Annotated in this window: 14 protein-coding genes and 1 pseudogene; 5 read left to right on the forward strand and 10 right to left on the reverse strand. The window is 43.4% G+C overall.

Features of this window, described 5'->3' with window-relative positions; all coding sequences use genetic code 11:
- Positions 1 to 72: 72 nt before the first annotated feature.
- The 3 genes from JJQ94_RS04145 (at position 73) to JJQ94_RS04155 (ending at position 1,264) form a co-directional block, all read left to right on the forward strand.
- Entirely contained in the window at positions 73 to 249 is a 177-nt protein-coding gene (locus JJQ94_RS04145) for a hypothetical protein (RefSeq protein ID WP_172439918.1), read from the forward strand.
- Positions 237 to 833, forward strand: coding sequence for a hypothetical protein (locus tag JJQ94_RS04150; RefSeq protein ID WP_099029854.1), 597 nt, complete (start codon positions 237 to 239; stop codon positions 831 to 833). The genes JJQ94_RS04145 and JJQ94_RS04150 overlap by 13 nt, the downstream gene beginning before the upstream one ends.
- Before the next feature lie 119 nt (positions 834 to 952).
- Complete coding sequence (locus JJQ94_RS04155) at positions 953 to 1,264, forward strand: cupin domain-containing protein (RefSeq protein ID WP_099029853.1); 312 nt, start codon at positions 953 to 955, stop codon at positions 1,262 to 1,264.
- A 211-nt stretch (positions 1,265 to 1,475) separates the two neighbouring features.
- Here the strand turns inward: JJQ94_RS04155 and JJQ94_RS04160 are convergent, their stop codons facing one another.
- The 3 genes from JJQ94_RS04160 to cspE form a co-directional block, all read right to left on the reverse strand.
- Complete coding sequence (locus JJQ94_RS04160) at positions 1,476 to 2,369, reverse strand: alpha/beta hydrolase family protein (protein WP_099029852.1); 894 nt, start codon at positions 2,367 to 2,369, stop codon at positions 1,476 to 1,478.
- A 656-nt stretch (positions 2,370 to 3,025) separates the two neighbouring features.
- Positions 3,026 to 3,229 carry a hypothetical protein gene (locus JJQ94_RS04165; RefSeq protein WP_099029851.1) on the reverse strand — a complete coding sequence of 68 codons (204 nt, stop codon included), beginning with the start codon at positions 3,227 to 3,229 and terminating at the stop codon, positions 3,026 to 3,028.
- Positions 3,230 to 3,571: 342 nt separating this feature from the next.
- Positions 3,572 to 3,784, reverse strand: a complete 213-nt coding sequence (cspE, locus tag JJQ94_RS04170; protein ID WP_010375758.1) for a transcription antiterminator/RNA stability regulator CspE — start codon at positions 3,782 to 3,784, stop codon at positions 3,572 to 3,574.
- A gap of 2,718 nt (positions 3,785 to 6,502) precedes the next feature.
- Here cspE and JJQ94_RS04175 point away from each other — a divergent pair.
- Complete coding sequence (locus tag JJQ94_RS04175; RefSeq protein ID WP_099029850.1) at positions 6,503 to 7,450, forward strand: hypothetical protein; 948 nt, start codon at positions 6,503 to 6,505, stop codon at positions 7,448 to 7,450.
- Positions 7,451 to 7,479: 29 nt separating this feature from the next.
- On the opposite strand, the pseudogene JJQ94_RS24415 reads toward JJQ94_RS04175, so the two are convergent.
- Positions 7,480 to 7,653, reverse strand: a pseudogene (locus JJQ94_RS24415) (IS110 family transposase); the annotation flags it as partial.
- 194 nt (positions 7,654 to 7,847) lie between these two features.
- Here JJQ94_RS24415 and JJQ94_RS04180 point away from each other — a divergent pair.
- Entirely contained in the window at positions 7,848 to 8,258 is a 411-nt protein-coding gene (locus JJQ94_RS04180; protein WP_172439917.1) for a GIY-YIG nuclease family protein, read from the forward strand.
- Positions 8,259 to 8,504: 246 nt separating this feature from the next.
- On the opposite strand, the gene JJQ94_RS04185 is transcribed toward JJQ94_RS04180, so the two are convergent.
- From JJQ94_RS04185 to JJQ94_RS04210, 6 genes are all read right to left on the reverse strand, one after another.
- The gene (locus JJQ94_RS04185) at positions 8,505 to 9,020 is read right to left on the reverse strand and encodes a hypothetical protein (RefSeq protein WP_099029848.1); all 516 of its coding nucleotides are present in this window, start codon (positions 9,018 to 9,020) and stop codon (positions 8,505 to 8,507) included.
- Positions 9,021 to 9,129: 109 nt separating this feature from the next.
- The gene (locus JJQ94_RS04190; RefSeq protein WP_099029847.1) at positions 9,130 to 11,802 is read right to left on the reverse strand and encodes a TonB-dependent receptor; all 2,673 of its coding nucleotides are present in this window, start codon (positions 11,800 to 11,802) and stop codon (positions 9,130 to 9,132) included.
- A gap of 74 nt (positions 11,803 to 11,876) precedes the next feature.
- Complete coding sequence (locus tag JJQ94_RS04195) at positions 11,877 to 12,920, reverse strand: FecR family protein (protein ID WP_099029846.1); 1,044 nt, start codon at positions 12,918 to 12,920, stop codon at positions 11,877 to 11,879.
- A gap of 23 nt (positions 12,921 to 12,943) precedes the next feature.
- Positions 12,944 to 13,519 (reverse strand): RNA polymerase sigma factor, encoded by a 576-nt coding sequence (locus JJQ94_RS04200; protein WP_099029845.1) that lies wholly within the window; start codon positions 13,517 to 13,519, stop codon positions 12,944 to 12,946.
- A gap of 97 nt (positions 13,520 to 13,616) precedes the next feature.
- A complete protein-coding gene (locus JJQ94_RS04205; protein ID WP_099029844.1) occupies positions 13,617 to 16,361 on the reverse strand; it encodes a family 20 glycosylhydrolase in 2,745 nt (914 codons plus the stop codon).
- A 142-nt stretch (positions 16,362 to 16,503) separates the two neighbouring features.
- The gene (locus JJQ94_RS04210) at positions 16,504 to 18,789 is read right to left on the reverse strand and encodes a beta-N-acetylhexosaminidase (protein ID WP_099029843.1); all 2,286 of its coding nucleotides are present in this window, start codon (positions 18,787 to 18,789) and stop codon (positions 16,504 to 16,506) included.
- Between the last annotated feature and the right edge of the window lie 37 nt (positions 18,790 to 18,826).

The raw sequence follows: 18,826 nt of genomic DNA on the forward strand, positions 1-18,826 counted from the left end.
AAACCAACAAGAAAATCTAAAGGCGCGGCAATGTGAATATGTTTTTGCAGAGTTTAATGGAGACTTACCGCAATGAAACCTCATTCAAGACACGAAAAAACAAAGTTAAACATACAACAATGTAAACATGTATTTGGCGGTGTTGGTGGCGGCGGAGATGTCGGTGGAGACCCTCAAGCTGTTTACAAGAAAGTGACTGAAACAGTGACCTTTCCAACTGTACAGTGGGATAAAAAATGCAATATTTAGCGAGCTTATTCGACAGTCCGAGAATTTCAGTTACTGAAATAATCTTCTTTATTTTACTCATCAATATAATAATCCTATGCCGCAAAGATGGACATAGAGTATATTTGGCTTGGGTGCTATTTTTTGAAAAGATTATCGACCTATCGATAAAGCCTATTTTGCCATGGGATTTAATCATATCTCAAAGCGTATATTTTTCTCTAAACATCATGACTCTGCTTTTAATTGTTTATCGTGTTTCACTCATTAATTATTTACGCAGTATCACGCCTTTCAAATTCAAGCTTTTCAATAACAATAATACAGCCAAAGAACAAATTGCGATCTCGTATATTTATGGCTTTGTCGCCATACTCTGCCTTGGAATGATTGGTGAACATATTCTTAGGCATCCAGAATTGATAGGCCTCTCAGAAAGCTTGGCTATTCCAATTCGTTTACTGTACGACTCATATCCTTTAATAGTAACAGCCCTTACATATTTGCTAATACTAATCTTATTTATTATGACCATTGATGGCTGGGCCATTAGGAAAATGCGAGCGATGGAAGAGAAAAGAAACGCCAAAAAACGCTTAGGTTAAGTGTCTTACTCACGATATAAAAACAGTAGAGTAATGGCTCCCACATAGGACTCATTACTCTACTAAACGCAGCACGGGAGTCATTATGGGTTTAGACCATATAGTTAGCTGGAAGCATCATGGAAATAATTAGAAGCAAAACATTCACAGCACAACGCGCTTGGGGCGCAAAAGACATCGCCAATATGAATGGTATTACAACCCGCCTGCATTGGACTGATCAGCCTTATAAGTGGCATGTTAATGACGGTGAAGAAGTCTTTGTCGTGTTAGATGGCACGGTTGACATGTTTTATAAAGAGAATGGCGTTGAGCAATCAACCCTATTGCAAACTGGTGATATTTTTTATGCGTCAATTGGCACTGAGCATGTTGCCCATCCTCGTGGCGAGGCGAGAATTTTGGTCATAGAATCAGAAGGTAGCGTATAAGGTTTGGGCCGGTGTTAAACACCGATACCCGTTAAACTGGACAAGTCTAAACTTGAACTATCAGAAGCGGAGATTCATTTAGGGTGCTCATATAGTCGACCTAGCAGCAAGAGAGCTCAGTGACGCTCGGCATAGCCGCTTCGTCACATTTGAGCCATTAGTTAACTACGCTCTTCTATTTGATCAACATCAGCAAAACAACAATTGCGAATTAGTGGGAAAAATTATTTTGCTTTATCCATTGTATCGCAATATCTAGAGGCTCTGCTTTATTAGTATTGTGGCCTAGCGATGGAAATAATACATATTCAAAAGGCTTGCCTTTAGCTTTCATCCTATTCAGTTGCTCGATACACATTTTGACTGGGACTTGTATGTCCTGCTCTCCGAAGAGCCAGAGCCCAGGTATCGATAAAGAATTCAAAGAAATTTTCGGGTCCGTTGCTTTAAAATCATATCTGTCAGGATCATTTAAAGTATGTTCACGCGATTCTTCATCAGTATGAGTTTTCCAAAAGTCTTCTCTACCATTTGTATAAAACTGAAATCTAAGTTGTTCCAGAGTTGTGATTGTAGGGCTACTGAAGAGAACCATAAACTCTACTGATTGATTATTGAGTGCGGCAATTGGAATAATCCAGCCAGCCTGACTCGCGCCAATAAGTCCAATCGATAACTCTTTGTCATAGCCATGAACGACATCTACCGCAGCACTTGCATCTTTCGCAAGCAAAGTTAAATTATCAACACTTATATTATTGGTTCCCACCTGAGGCCCTACGTAAACGCCACCAGATTCACCAACCCCACGCTTGTCGTACGTCAAAACTAGTAAGTCTCTCTTAGCCAGTGACTGTGCTAACTTAGTCATTCGTGGGACAGGATCAGAGCCGTGCACTAATACTACCGCAGCTCGCGCATCTTTAGGTATATACATGCTCCCTGATAATTGTACACCTTCGCTTTCAAAAACGACCTCTTCTACAATAGTAACGTCATTTGGTTGGTGTTTTTCTTCGTTGAGAGTGTGACTTTGGTCTCTATTGTTTGTAGTACAACCTGACGCAAAAATTAGTAAAAACAAAAAATATCCGAGGTTTCTCATTTTTTAATCCATAATGAAATTAAAGAAACCTTGAGACAGCAAGGTTTGCGCCAACATAAAAACCAATGATTTCATAACGTTAACATTCTCACTTTTGACTAGATTACTCAATAGAACCACTAATTAGTCATATTGACCACCTATTGAAAACCCGTGTGAAATTGGTCGTTTTTTGAAAATGTAAGTCCATGCCTAAATGAACTACACGAAGGGATATTTTGAATGCCCGTTCATTGCTCAAATCTGACCCTTAGTTCATTTATGCTAACGGATTTTGTAGCAAGAAGAAATCGCTGACACTCACCACTAACTTGCCCTATTGCACACAGGTGGTTTTTTTATGCGTCATTTGGCACTGAGCATATTGCCCATCCTCGTGGAAAGGCGAGAATTTTGGTCATAGAATCAGAGGGAAGTGTATAAAAAATTAGTGTAGCTATGATCCACTACCTTTATTTAGACAAACAAAGAAGTGGTTTAGATGAGCGAACTAATGTAGGGTTTGTTCAGATGAATTAGTTAAGATAAACGCTAATTTTGCTATATTAGCTTTTGGTTCATTCCTTGAACTTTGCAACTCAGGTAAGCAAATTTAAAGCGGGATTAAAGGCAGATACATGCCTTGTCATTTGCTTTAATGTTGAAGTTTATGAGTCTTAAGACTGTCTATTGATGAAACGTTCAGCACGCGCAAAGAGCTTGTCACACTTATCTTTTTGCTCGCTATATTCGACCGAATCTTCCGTAAGAGCATCAAGCACTTCTTTTGCTTGACGATATTCACCTACCACTTGTTCAAGTTTACCTTCAAAATCCTCTTTCCGTGTTCTTTTACTACTTTGTCTTCTTGGTCTAGCCATAGCTCACTTCTCTTTAAATCAAAGTCCCAATAATTTCTTTCGCTCTCGTTCAGACAGAATATCTTCGATTTTTCTTCTTACAACGTGAATATTATTTGACTTACTTTTATCAAGAGTCGCATCTTCGCCACTCTTTTTTTTCGACTGTTTTTTCAATTTAAAATCCTACCTCTCAAAACAAAATAATATGAACGAAAAACGCATAAAACTCCCTATCAATGTGAGTTAAAAAACGCACATCGATTAAATGGAGTTTTATGAAATTATGGTGTTAATATTGAAATGGACTTTTACTTTGAGAGATGGATATTGACTGGAAGTCCTCTCCAGTCTATTCGCTACTTATACCAAAGTAACGTTAGCAGCATTTGGACCTTTAGCCCCTTGCTCAACATCAAAAGCCACTTTTTGACCTTCATTCAGTGTTTTAAAGCCTTCACTTACAATTGATTTAAAGTGAACAAAAACATCTGGACTACCATTTTCAGGTGTAATAAAGCCAAAACCTTTTAACTCATTAAACCATTTTACTGAACCTAAAATCTTGTTAGACATATATACCTCGATATATTAAAAAATATTAGTTACTAAGTATGTAATAAAGGAAAAGATATCGCAGAGCATATATGACGAACTGGTTCGAAAGGAAACTGAGAAGAACTTGAACTAAATGTTACATTAATAGGTAACTTATTGAGTCACCCACTATACACGAAATATAACTAATAGATATAAGTTTCTTTATTATTTTATTTATTCAACAAAATCAACAGCAAAACCTTTAGTATTAGACTCTCGACTATAGGTGCTTACTACACCTCACTCAAATACTAGATCATCCGTCCAGAGCGTTTCTCTTCTTTAAAGTCACAACTGGTTAGACGATATTAAACGAAGTTATCTGTTAAGCAGCGGGTGTCGTGGATTTCGCCGGGTAGAAACACTCGGCAATCGCCGGCTTTGAGCGTGTCTGTTCCTCGGGATACAGGGTGGGTTTCGCCGTTTGCTAATTGTGATGGGTGTCAGTTATTTTCCTTTGTAACCCTTGCAAACAGCTTCATCGTAAAAATCGTAGAAGATCTTACAAGCAACTTATTCCCCCTCCATCACACCCGAAAAGCGTAAGCCGATATGCAATGTGCCGACAGGATGTCGGCCAAGTCTTGTCTGGCATCATGGACGTGCCTTACAAGACGGTTGCGATACCAATTGTATTAGGTAAATGAGCAATTTGAAGCGGAGAAATAGCTTTAGTAGCTCCGCTCTCGCGTCCTGCTACCGCCAAGGTACCTATATCCATATAGGCAAGGCAAAAATTTTGCTATTTAGTTGTTCTAAATGAGAAATTTTTAACGACGCTAATATGGTATTTCACCCTTCAAATTGATTGGAGACTTAGTGCAATTGGTATTATATATCGGCTTAGGATTTGAGGATTGAGTGTGATGCTGGGGCGACGTTTTCTTGGTTCGCTCGATCGCGTCGTTTAAAAAGAATGAACGAGAAGCGTATGGATGCGCTTTGATACGTACCATGGAAGGTGATTTTTCCAAAAGACTCGAGACGATGAGTTAAGTCAGCCCGTCCTCCTGACTGGTTTCGACGCCCCTCCATGGGCTACGACTTACTTTTCTTTGATGCCCAAAGAATCGTTGCGCAAAAGAAAGGGCACTCCCAACATCACACTGACTCCTCAAGTAAATCGCCAATATGAACGCCACCGCTGTGTAAGGGCCATCCTTGGCCCTGTCACAGCTTTTCACGCATCCATGCGTTGAAATGACTCATTGGCACTTTACTTTCGGGTGTGATGAGGGAGGAAAACGGTGCTGATAGTGTTGTTTGGTGCTTGCAGGCAAATTTGCTGCTTTAGTAGATAAAACCAGAAACAACGGTCAATACCACGCCCGAAAAGCGTAGAAGATCTTACAAGCAACTTTATTCCCCCTCCATCACACCCGAAAAGCATAAGCCGATATGCAATGTGCCGACAGGATGTCGGCCAAGTCTTGTCTGGCATCATGGATGTGCCATACAAGGCGGTTGCACTATATCGGCTTAGGATTTGAGGATTGAGTGTGATGCTGGGGCGACGTTTTCTTGGTTCGCTCGATCGCGTCGTTTAAAAAGAATGAACGAGAAGCGTATGGATGCGCTTTGATACGAGCCATGGAAGGTGATTTTTCCAAAAGACTCGAGACGACGAGTTAAGTCAGCCCGTCCTCCTGACTGGTTTCGACGCCCATCCATGGGCTACGACATACTTTTCTTTGATGCCCAAAGAACAAGTATGCAAAAGAAAGGGCACTCCCGACATCACACTGACTCCTCAAGTAAATCGCCAATATGAACGTCACCGCTGTGTAAGGGCCATCCTTGGCCCTGTCACAGCTTTTCACGCATCCATGCGTTGAAATGACTCATTGGCACTTTACTTTCGGGTGTGATGAGGGAGGAAAACGGTGCTGATAGTGTTGTTTGGTGCTTGCAGGCAAATTTGCTGCTTTAGTAGATAAAACCAGAAACAACGGTCAATACCACGCCCGAAAAGCGTAACTTCTCGGCGGGTGAACCGCCTCCCACAAAACGATTCAGATTGTGAGTTAGGAGACTATGCTGATAGTTTTTGTAACCCTTGCAAACAGCTTCATCGTAAAAACGTAGAAGATCTTACAAGCAACTTATTCCCCCTCCATCACACCCGAAAAGCGTAAGCCGATATGCAATGTGCCGACAGGATGTCGGCCAAGTCTTGTCTGGCACAGGGACGTGCCTTACAAGACGGTTGCACTATATCGGCTTAGGATTTGAGGATTGAGTGTGATGCTGGGGCGACGTTTTCTTGGTTCGTTCTTTTTCGTCGTTTAAAAAGAATGAACGAGAAGCGCATGGATGCGCTTTGATATTAGCCAAGGAGGGGATGCTTGATTAGGGCTGCTTTATAAAATCAAGTAGTTAACCTACTTAATTGCTCAGGCTAGCGGCCTCTGTGCGCGTAAAAAATATAATTGCTTATTAAGGCCAATTTAGGTGTAATGAATACATAACAAACGCTGAGCGATGCAGGGAAGCTTACATAACACTAGCTAAACTGATTACACTAGCTAGGAAAGTGAGAGCCTCCAAAAAGCCTGTTTTTTCTAAGTAAGCCATAGCATAAACAACACCAACTCTGACACACCGAGCAGGTAGCGGCTCAGTCCAACAAGCGATTATGCAACACAAACTGCGTGTCGCATAAATACTAAAATGTTATGTTTCTAAGGAGTATCGATGACATTAGTTGTTGCCGGATATAATTTTGATCAAAACCCATGGCGAAGCATTGATAATATTAAAGAAAATACAGGGGTAAGGCAGGAAGGATTATTTGCAATAGCTGACAGTATAATTACAAGCCTTAGTTCAAATGGACATTCTCCACTATTATCTGGATTCAAAAAAATTAAAGAAATACCTGTCAAGCTTTGGCAGCCTTACTTCATAGGGGAAAACTTCAAGTCATATAACAATGTTTTTTTGCAGTTTGAATGTTTTGTCGCTTTCGCTGGGAGCACCTTAACTGCACAGCATGTGATTGATTTAATATCTAATCATTTAGCAACATTAAGAATAGATTTTCAAAGTGGAAACTTTGAAACCGATGGTAAGTATGTTGTAAAAAAAATCTGTGACTCCAATAACTTAATAAAAAATGCTCGTAGTTCAGTGTATGGCGATAATATGTTTATTCCTGAAAAACACTATCGCGGTATATTGACTGCAGAATACATCGCTGAAGTTGTCGAGCACTCAATAAACAAGGCTTTAAGTTCAGCTCAAAAACATAAGCTAGATGAAAACTCACTGAAGGAAATGTACACAGAGTTCATTCTTGGTGTGAATTGTCCTTCATCTGAATCTGACCTTTTAATCAAATACACAATGAAGCAGCGGATAACCCTTGAGGGGATGATTGAAGTATATGTTGTGGGGGAGAAAATCCAAGAAGGTGATGTCGCAGTGATTGGGATGACTTCTCGATTTGGTGATTTAGCGCAAGATGCTGCTAAATCAGCAATTGAAAATGGATTGTCGCTAAAAAGCGAGATGACTTCTTTCGTTAAAAAAGCAATAAGTGAAGTAAATGCCGAAGGCTCCTTTCAAATTGCTATGCCTGTAGTGGTTAAAAGCTTAAAAAGTAGAAGAATTACAAAACAGGTAATCGCAGAAGAAACATAACACATATGAACCTTATCCGGTCAAGTAAGCATAACGATATCTTTGAGATAGGGCGAAATCAGTCTAAGTAATTCATGTTTATCAGCTTTTATTTTCTGATGAACAACTTTATTACCACGCTCATCAATAATGCAAACGTATAAAGTGCGTGCATGAAGGTCAATTCCACAATAATATTTATGAAAAGTAGTATAGAATTTCATTGAGCTTTCTCCTTTGGGTTTCGTCGCCTTGAAGTTTAGCTGTTCGCTAAACTTCGGGGAGAAGGTTCAATAAGTATCAAACGCTTCAACCAAGGACGCAAAACAGCAGGCTAGCGCTCCTTCGTCGCTAATTTTAGCCTGCTATTTTGCGCCGGTTAAGCGAGGCTTTAGATTCATGGAGCATGGAATCAAAAATGAACGTTGAGTCTGTAAAAGAAGCAATAGCTGAATTTGATACTAAATTTAAACGTCCAGGGATAGATTCCCTAGTTGAATGCTTTCAATCAACTACTGTGACTCAAAGCAACTGGTCCTCGCTTTGGGCTGATAAAGGATTACTACGTACTTATACTGATGAGCCTTGTGTGTATTTCTTTTTTAATAATAAAGAAGAACTACAGTATATTGGTAAAGCTGAGATCCTCGGTTACCGCATGAGTAAGCACTTCGCTAAAAACTCTAAGTGGTATGATGAGGTTAAAACAATCGGTATTCTGCCAGTCCCAAGGGATTCGTGGTTTGAAATTGTGGCTATCGAGGCGTATTTAATTGATTTATTGCGACCCCCAGCAAATAGTATAGGGAAAAATAGCAGAAGAACCTAACACATATGAACCTTCTCCGGTCAAGTTGCCAACGCTTAAACCTGTTCAACTTCGTTATGTCAGTTAGCCGTTAAAATCGCTTACGGCAAACACATATAGGGGCGTTACGCCATAATCTCCTATTGCGTTCCAATCGCTACCTAAATCAGTAGATACAACTTATTGTTTATAGCCCCTTCAAAACTGCATGATTAGATGTCAGCAACGACAATTAAACCAACTATCGCCTTGAGTTTTTGCAAACCACTACACCTCACTCAAATACTGGATCATCCGTCCTGAGCGTTTCTCTTCTTTAAAGTCACAACTGGTTAAACGATATTGAACGAAGTTATCTGTTAAGCAGCGGGTGTCGTGTATATCGCCGGGTAGAAACACTCGGCAATCGCCGGCTTTGAGCGTGTCTGTTCCTCTGGATACGAGGTGGGTTTCGCCGTTTGCTGTGGTGATGGGTTTGTAAGTTGTCATTTTCATTTCACCAGATTGCACGGCATAAAATACCCAACCTGCGCCGTGATCATGGGGCGGGCGGTACGTGCCCTTTTCTTCGGCATGGACTAGCAGCATAAAACCATATTCAGGGTCTTGGTAGAGTGTTTTTGATGCCAGCCTTTCACGCATAATGCTCGCAAGCCAAGGCTCGTGCGGTGAAGACTGAGTAAGTTCGCTTAACAACTCACGTACTGTTACTGTGGTGCTTGAATTTAACCCGCTCCAGTTGGCTTTTATATCATTGACGATTTTATCTAAGCTATTTTGCATTGCCTCTGCCTCTTATCGTTTGTTCACTGTGATTCGTTAAAGAGGAGCATACAACTTCAAGTTCACTTTAAGTCAAGGAATAGAATCACTCGAATAAGAGCGGTTTTGTTTAAAACTGATAACTTAACGAAAGTTTGATGGTGCGACCAAAAATAGGTCTAGCGTAAAAAATGGCCTCTTGATGGCTTAGATCGTCCCTAGGATTGCCCTCAGTCAATCCCAAAGCATTGGTGAGGTTTTTAACCTCAAGCTGTGCGCTGAGCTGCTCATTAATTGCCAACTCGGTAAATAAGTCCCATGTTTGATAGGCTGGTAAGGCAAACCGATTAGCGATATCCGAATAGCGCTTACCAACATACGACCAGGTGATGGCCGCGGTAATAGGTCCTGCTTTGTATTCCGGCGTCAGTCGTAGTTGTAACTCCGGCGTCCGCGTTATTTGATTGCCATTAAATTCGCTTTGTGGCAATTGCGTAGGAATACCGTAAAACCCAGCGTCTTGCCACACACCTATCGCTCTAAATTGCAAGGCCGGACTATATTGATAGTCAAATTCGAACTCCAACCCTCGTGTTTGGGTATTGATTGAAACGGCTTGTTGAGTCGTAGCCGCGCCGCGATATACCGTAAGCGGGAGCGGATCAAACTTGGTTTCAAATAACGCACCACTAAACTGCCAATCAGCGGTTTGATAACGCAGTCCAACTTCACCTAACGCCAAGCGAATGGGTTGACCAAAATCTTGTTGTACGCGCGCTTCTTCACTTTTGGCCCACCCGCGGCCATTGCCGTAATTAATGAGCCGTGGCATTTCAAAGGCATCGGAATAACGTGCAAATATCGCCATAGCGTCGCCGATTTGGTAATTTGCGCCAATACTGAGCGCATTTTGCGTAAAGGAATCACGTAAAGTGGCAGCCGGGAGATAGTGAGAATAAGCGGCTTTTGATGAGTCGGTGTACGACTTTACCCCCTCTAGTAGCGTGCTGGTGAGATTCAGGTGTTCATTACGAAGCGCCAAGTCAACCCTAAGGTTTTCAGTGAGCTGCCAGTCAATATTGGCATACAGCGAATGTGATTGAGACAAGCCGCTACCGCTTAAATAAACGGGGCCGGCGTAAGATAAAAAGCCTTGCTCGGTAAAATTGGCAATCACCTTTTCTTGCGTATCAACCAGTACGATGTCCAGCCGCTCTGGTTGATGCTTTACATCCGTTAGTAACGCGCCAAGCCATTTATCTAGTGGTAACTCGTCGAAATTACTTCGTGCGTAAATATGGCCGAGGGTCAGTGACCACTGCGCGTCGAGATAATCCACACTAAAATGATTTACCAGCTGCTGTTGCTTGTAACGTGAATATAAAGGATAGCTAGCAGTCACGAGACCATTACCATTAAGCGTTGCGGGGTTGGCAACTAAGGTGTTATCTGAATAACGTAAGTATCGAGGACGCAATGCGCTATTTGCAAAATGGCGTTTAAATTCCATGATATCAGCGTGTTGCAATCGGCTTGTGGCGTCGACTATGGTTTGGTTGCCCAAATTCATTAAGGTATACAAGTCATTGTTTAGGCTTGAAAATCGCGCACGATTGCTCAGGTTAAGGTGTTCAAAAAGCGGCGTATTAAACAGTAAAGTGTAGCTATTTAGGCGTGTTTGCTGAGCGTCTTCTAAGTCACGCTGCACACGTCCTTCCGGAGTGAAGAAGGTGAGCGACCTTAGGTCGTCGCTCAGTAGGGTTCCATCGTCATAAGGCAGGCTCGCCAGCTCTCGAATTTCATCGCTGTTTTGCATCACTAAAGGCGCGTAAAAGCTGGTTTTATCGTTTAAATGTTTATAGCTAAAATCAAGCTCAAATGCATCGGTTAACCAGCTCACGCGCGCACTCACCTGGCCGCCTAAGTCGCTTTGATAGCCCGGCTCCCGAATACCGTCGGAAGTACGATAAAACCCGCCTACAGTATAAAACCATTCATCATTCAAAGCTCCGCTAAACACGCCATCAAAACGAGTGTAGTCATAGCTCAATCCCTGACTCACTTTCACTAAATTAAAAGGATTTTCTGAGCCTCGCCTGCCGATATAGTTCACCATTGCCGCAGGCCCGTTCACTGTAAAAATACCGCTACTGCCGCCACGCACCGCTTCAATAGCTTGATGGGTTAAGTCTGGACGTAAAAAAAAGTCCCCCCAAATGCCGTCATAGGTCACGGGCAATCCATCTTCCATCAGGCTGATAAATCTAAACCCCTCGCCGCCTCTAAGTCCCCTTGGTGCAACATTATTGTTAGTTTCACCACCCGAGTCTTCAACCCAAAAGCCGGTGATATTTTTAAGCGCTTCTGCACTGGAATACGGTGTTTGTTTTTCAAGTTGTAGGCTTGCAAGCTGAGTGATTGAAATAGACGAGTTTAAAATGCTACGGTTTTTGCCGCTTACACCCGTTACGATAATGCGCTCAAAGTGTTGTGCAGACTCAAGTTTTTTAGGAGTCACAAAAATACGCTGCTGCTCTGGGTCTAGGGAAAAGTCGTAGGCGGCTTGTTGAAAGCTGGTGAGCAAGATTTGTTCGAGGGTGAAGCGGCCAGTTACCTGCTCAACGCTAATGTTATCTGGAATTTCAGCTGCACTTAACTGCCAGCCACTTTGCGCAGCAATATCGAGTAAACGCTGCTGCAAAGTCGCTTTAGGCAAGTTAAATTGATGATCCGTGGTAGCAAATGCAACGCCACCAAACCATATTAACCACGCTAACAGCGGGATTAATAGCTTGAATAACATAGTTTAAATCAATGTCTTTATTATTGTATAAACTTTGTACCACTTATATTGTGACTTTGCTATGACACTTTTAGCTAATTTGCGATTAGGGTGTATTCCTCGCCTTTTTGCATCACGGTGATTGGATAAATTTTTTCTAAACTGCTGAGCCAATCGCCTATTTCAGTGGTTAAAAAGGTGCCATTGTAGGTCAGTTTTGCTAGGCGTTGATCGCTTAACTTCACTTTGATTTCGCTATATCGCGACACATCATTAAGCACATTGCCCAACTGTGCGTTTTGATACACCAAGTAGCCTTTCTGCCACGCCATGGTCAACGCTTCACCTTGGGCTTTACTGCGGGTAACTTCGCCTTGCTGCGTGACTTCTACCGCTTGCCCTTGGGTCAATTTGATTGCTTGTTGCTGAGTCACAGCCACGCTGCCTTCAAGCACATCGACTCTAATTGAAGCCGGATTGGCGCGAACATTAAACACTGTGCCTAGCGCCTCAACTTGGCTGTTTTGGTAGCGCACGATAAACGGGCGCTGCTTGTCTTTACTCACGCTAAACAGCGCCTCACCTTGGTACAACAGTAGTTCTCTTGAAGTGTTGCTGTAGCGTACAGCCAATTGGCTATTGGCCCCTAAATCAACCTGACTATTATCATCAAGGGTAATGGTGCGATGCTCATTGACCTTAGTTTGGAAGAACTCGCTGTACACTGTATCGACTGGTGCTGGCTTAGCACTGGCAACAGGTGCTTGCTGTAGTGGCTGCTCTGGTGCCATAAAAGTCACCAAACCAACCAGCAGCAAAGTCGCGGCAATCGCAAGATACCAAGGCTGAGCGCGGCGTTTGGATGGTGGCTTAATGTCAGTTACAGCCGTGGTGTTTTGTGCATCCAGCTGTGCAAGCTGCTGAGTAACATAGTCATCGTCAAGTTGGGCTGAAAGCGTCCAAAGCTCCAACATTTTGTTGAACACGTCACTGTGTTGCGGATGTTCAGCTAACCAAGCGTTTAGCGGCTGTGGATATTGAGTGCTGTCATGAGGTGAGATCTGCTGCTCGTCTAAGACTAATAACCAATCAGCGGCTTGTTCTTCAATTATTGCTAAATCGTCAGATAATGGAGTCATGTTTATATCCTTAACACTCATGATCAAAGCTCATGCTGTAACTGCTGGTAGCAATGACGAACTGCACGTAATACATATTTTCTTACCATACTTGGGGATATCTGTAAGGTCAAAGCTATCTCCTCATAGCTTTGACCACGTATTTTATACAACAAAAAAGCCAGCCTACATTTTTCGGGTAAGCTTGCGAGAGACTTTTCCATTTCTTTAAGTAGCTCTTGGTTGTGGTGGTTTTGTTCAGGGTTAGCACCTGCGTAAGGCTGTGGCATTCGATCGCTATCGTGCTCACGATCATCAAATGGGCTACGCGCTTTGCGCCGCAGCTTATCAATGGCCAAATTGGTTGCAATTTTATACAAGTACGCGGCGATGTAGTTGCTGACATTATCCTGCTCAAGTCCAAGCAACTTCACAAACGCCTCTTGGGCAACATCTTCCGCCTCACGTTTGTCTAACCCTTTGCCCATAATGTGGCGGATCAGCTTTTGCTGTTGTTTTAAAAACAGCTGCTCTACTTGCTGACGACGTGCAAGGTCGTCGTTTGCAGCTACCTTAGTGGTATCGACTGCTTTACGCTTAAAAGATAATAACGGTGGCATGAATACGCATCCTACTCTTCCATTTGTGTTAGCGTGCAGCGAACCCATAAATAGCCAAAAATTAATGGGTTCGCTGGCGTTGCTTAAACCAATTTGCTTAATTAACCGTCGCGACTCGGCTTACTTTGCCCGAATCACTCACCGTTCTGAGTTGTACTTTAGATGACGCAGTCAATGTCACAGGCCCTTCATAGCGCTGCCATGTTACGCCTTCGTCAACCGAATACTCCGTAGCCATGCCAACAAACCGGGTATTGACGATTAACTTACCACCTTCAATCGCGCCTCCAGGTAATGGAATACGATAATTTACCCCTACCTGCTGTGGTATTTGAGCATTAATATCGACCACTTGGTAATAATCCAATAGTGGTAGAGCGTATTGTCCTAAAGTGTTGGTAAAGGTGTGCCAAGCCTCGGTAGTCGCTGCGCCTTGCGCTGGCATATCTTGCACCCAAGCACGCTCAGCAGCACCCAGTAATTTCGGGAAAGTCATATAATCAAGAATTTCTGGTGACTTTTGGTTTTCGCCAAATAGTTGCGCCTGAATACCTTGAACATTTTGTTTACCCGCTTCGCTCAGTAACACCCATTTTGGGTCCCATGGTACTGGATTGCCCAGCTTGTCACGCTCGGCATTAGCGTAGATATTAAACGGACGATATTCAAACGCCTTTTTGGTATCTGTGTAACCTGCCCAGTGGTAGCCAATTTCATCAGGATGCTTGTTATATGCAAGGTCAAGATACAAGTTTGTCGCGTGGGCCAGCACAACTTTGTGACCTTGGTTCGCAAATTTGTAGGCCTGATGCTCATTGCCCCAACCCCACACGTTATTCCAAAACACGGGGAATATCTCACCGTAACTTACATTACCCGTACCATTGTGCGATAACACATCGCCCCAAGTTGCCATATCAAAACCATGCTGATTGACTATCTGCTTCCAGCGTAAAAAGAAGTAGTCAAACAACTCTGCATCCGTTTTACCCGACGTAGCTGGGTTTTGATCGACCGCTGGAGATTGCGCCCACCATTCATTCGGGCCTAAATGTGGCAGCTCGTCACCACCGCCATGCAGCCGAGTCAGTGTCGCATCGGGCACAGCATCATAAATTGCGCGTGTTTCTTTCACTACATGGTTTAGGAAAGTAAAGGTGCTCTCAAGTGCCGGGTTCACAAAGTTGTCGGTATAAAATTGTGGGGTGTAATACTGCGACTGGTCGAGCGGATCAATCAATCTAAAACGATTTGCTTCAACTGGGTCGCTATCTTTGTATTTGTTGTAGCGATATTCCATCGCTTTGATTGCTGCGCGCGCATGGGCTGGAAAATCATATTCGATGATCACATCAATATGACGATCAGCGGCATACTGAAGAATTTCTTTAAAATCATTCACCGTGTAGTAGCCCCAGCCTTTACCGAGAAAGTTTTGCTGAGCAATTTCAAACCCCTGATAACTAGGCGCGGTGCCTAAGTTTGCTGCGGTTTCATCCGTGGGTTTATTTTCAATCCCATCTCCTGGCCCAAAACCATTGGCAGCTCCCATAAAAGTATGCAGCATCGTACTTTCGCTCAGGTCATATCCCCGCTTTGCCCCAAACTCCGTGAGTTCAGGAATACCCGGTATTTCTAGTCGCCAACCTTCATCGTTGGCAATGTTAATTTCAAATTTGTTTAACTTGTAAAATGCCATCAAGTCCAACAACTTAAATACCGTTTCTTTGCTTTGGAAATTACGCGACACATCCAGCATCATGCCTCGATATTCAAACCTTGGTGCATCCAAAATGGTGCTAGCGGGTAGTACGGCATTGTCGGACAAAGTGGCTGAGTTTTTAGCCGTTTTATACACAGTGGTGGGGATCATTTGACGAAGTGTTTGAATGCCATAAAACACCCCTTGGGCGTCACTTCCGGTAATGGTGATCCCCGAGAATGCATCGACTTCAAGTTTATAACCACTTGAGTCCGGCTGATTGTCTTGATTGGTATCGAGATTTGGGTCTAGCTGCAACTTGATGAAGTTCGGGCCATTTTGCACAGTACTATTAATCGCAAATGTGCCGCTCAGAATATCGCGCAGCGCAGTTTGTAAGAAGGTGGCTTCTTTAGCCAATGAAGCTGGCGCTGAAATACTGGTTAATTGGCTCATCAAAGTTAAGAATTCATCATTCGGTGTTACCACTGAATGGGGCTGCGGAACCAAGCGATTTTTCAGCGGCAATGCCATGTGCGTTGCGCTGTTTTCGGCGAATCGGATGGCGGACGTTTGCACCGGCATATTATCGTTAACCGCTTGCTTTGTTTGTTTTGGATCGCTTGGGTCCATCATCACGTCCACCAGCACAGCTTGAGGCGCTTGATTATTGTAGCTAATGTGAAAACCCGATGGTGAGTCGTTTTTCAGCATTTGCCAATACTGTGCAACGATTTCAATAGTACGAGACTCACCCGGTTGAATAGGGGCAAAACCCACTGCGGGCTTAAGTACAAAGTAATCACCACTTTTTGCTTCATCGGCATTTTCTAAACTTAGATTCTGCGCGGCGATATGCTGGCGCGCATACTGACCATTTGGATCTGAGTCTGGTAGTACGCTTGCAGGCGGTCTTACCGAGCTAAAATAAAGCGCCCAGCCAGACTCCCCTAATGGCTCAAAACCATTGTTAGTAATCGTTAGACTGCCAAGAAAGATATTCTCTCCAATGCCATGATCCACGACTTGCCAGCGTAATGCTAAGTTATCGGGGTGAGGATGTGCGACGCTATAGTGGCTCGCAGTCAACAAGGCTAAGCCTGACAGTGAGGCAGTAATTATCTGTTTTTTTGCAAACATGTTGGCTCCTAAAATATTGTTATTGTTCGGATAGAGCGCGTACTGCTGCCACTCTACCTATGTAAACGTTTGAGCCGAGGAAGTTGGGAATAGAATCATAAATAATGCCCTAATTACGTATTTAGTATTAGGGCTTGTGTGATTAATATACCGCTATTTCATCGATATACAGGGGAAGTTTGGGGATTTGAATATCGTCAGATTGCTTACTATTAATGGCCACCACCTTTAAAAAGCGCACACTTACGGGAGTAAACGACAACACCGACATTGGCCCACGCGGATTATTAACCTCAGCTAACGTTTGCCACTGCTGTTTATCACTTGAACCCAGCACTTGAATATGTGTTGGCGGGTGCAGTTGTCTATGTCGCCCGCTGTCAAAGCCCAGCTTAACCTGCTGCACTTGCGTTGACGCATCTAAGTCAATAACCGCCTCAAGATCGGTATCGTAAAAAATCGCATAATCATCAACGCTGTAAAATTGGTCATAGGCAAATTGACCATCCTGCAGCTTAGTCGCAGAGCCTTCGGCAGCTAGCGAGGCAAGCGTTATTTCTTTTCCAAGCGCTAAATGAGGTGAAAGCGTTAAACGCGCATCGCCTACCAATTGCCCTAAATCACTTACATAACTGCGGGCGCGAAGCTGCGTTTCGTCAGTTATCACTAGCGGCTTTTGATATTGCTGCGATTGTAGCGTTGGCTCGCTGCCGTCTAAGGTATAGTAAATAGCCGTGTCGGCAATTTCAGAGGTGATGGTGGCGATGAGCTGCTGCCCATTAATCTCACTGGAAATGATAGGCTTATGGCTACTATAAGCGGTATTAAGGTGCATCTGCTGGTACCGTTTTAAAAGCGCAGGTAAACGATATTGGCTGTAATCAGACCACGACTTTTGTGTTTTATCCGACCACAATGTTTCGGCCAGCGCACTCAAGCGCGGAAACAGCATATACTCGGCATGACGAGGCGTTTTTATATATTCAGTCCAAAGTGCCCCTTGCGCACCAATAATAAAGGCTTGTTGCTCAGCGGTTAAGTGGCTGGGCTGTGGCTCATATTGATAAACGTTTTTTAAACTTGAAAGCCCGTGGATGGCTTTGGGCTCGTCAAGATTGCGCGATTGATAGGCATCAAAATAAATATATTGATAAGGGCTCATGATCACCTGATGACCCATTTTTGCGGCTTGAATGCCTCCTTCCGTGCCACGCCAAGACATGATCACGGCGTCATCCGCTACCCCTCCTTCTAATATTTCATCCCAACCAATCACCGTTTTGCCAAGATTTTGGACGATTTTAGCGACCCGTTTAATAAAATAGCTTTGCACTTGCTCAGGTGTGGTTAACTGATGCTGTTGCATCAACTTTTTCACCTCGGGGCTTTCTAACCACTGCTTTTTTATCACCTCATCGCCACCAATGTGGATATATTGGCTCGGAAATAGCTCGGCAACCTCTTTGTATACAACACCAAGAAACGCAAACACGTCTTCACGGGGACATAGCACATCTTCAAAAATCCCAAACTGCGGCTGCACCTTTACTGCTCGCTGGTGGCAAGATAACTCTGGATATGCGGCAAGCATCGCACTGCTATGCCCCGGAATATCAATTTCAGGGATCACTTCAATATGTCGCGCCTGCGCATACTCAATCACTTCCTTAATTTGCGCCTTGGTATAAAAGCCCGATACCGTTTTATTATCAAACAATGGTTGATAATCATAGGTATGACCAACCACGGTATGAGGCCGCGTTGCCCCAATCTCGGTTAGTTTAGGGTACGCATCAATGGCAATTCGCCAGCCTTGATCATCGGTTAGATGCCACTGGAAGACGTTGAATTTATGCATCGCCAGCCAATCGATATAACGCTTCACAAAAGCCACATCGAAAAAATGCCGACTCACATCTAAATGCATGCCACGGTATGAGAATCTAGGCTGATCTTTTATTTCTACCGCAGGTATTGCCCAACTCGCCTGATTGATGGGCATACGCGACTCTATCTCAGCAGGGAGTAATTGTCGCAGCGACTGCATCCCCCAAAATAATCCAGTCGCAGTATTAGCTTGTATTTCAACCCCTACAGGTGTCACGCTCAGCGCATATCCCTCTTGAGATAGCGGTGTATCGACAATCTTGAAGGCAATACTATTTTTAGTTGTGTTATCAGCCTGAGACACTGGCAACTGATAGCCCGTAGGCGAGCGCAAAAAGGTCGCTAATTGCTGCGCAACGCTTTGAGCTTGCTGCTGGTTAAAGGTAATTTTACTGTCATGGGTAAGGTTAAAGTGACCGTTACCAAAACTAGCGCTCAGTGGTTTTGGGGTGATCTGTAGCGCTGCACAAAGTGGTGTGAGCAACAAAAAAAACAGTAATAAACTGCTTTGCAAAAATGTATAAAAGACACTCTGGTTCATAAATAACTTCCTGAGAAAAGCCCGCTTTTAGCGGGCT

The sequence above is a fragment of the Pseudoalteromonas sp. GCY genome (assembly GCF_016695175.1).
GTDB lineage: Bacteria > Pseudomonadota > Gammaproteobacteria > Enterobacterales > Alteromonadaceae > Pseudoalteromonas.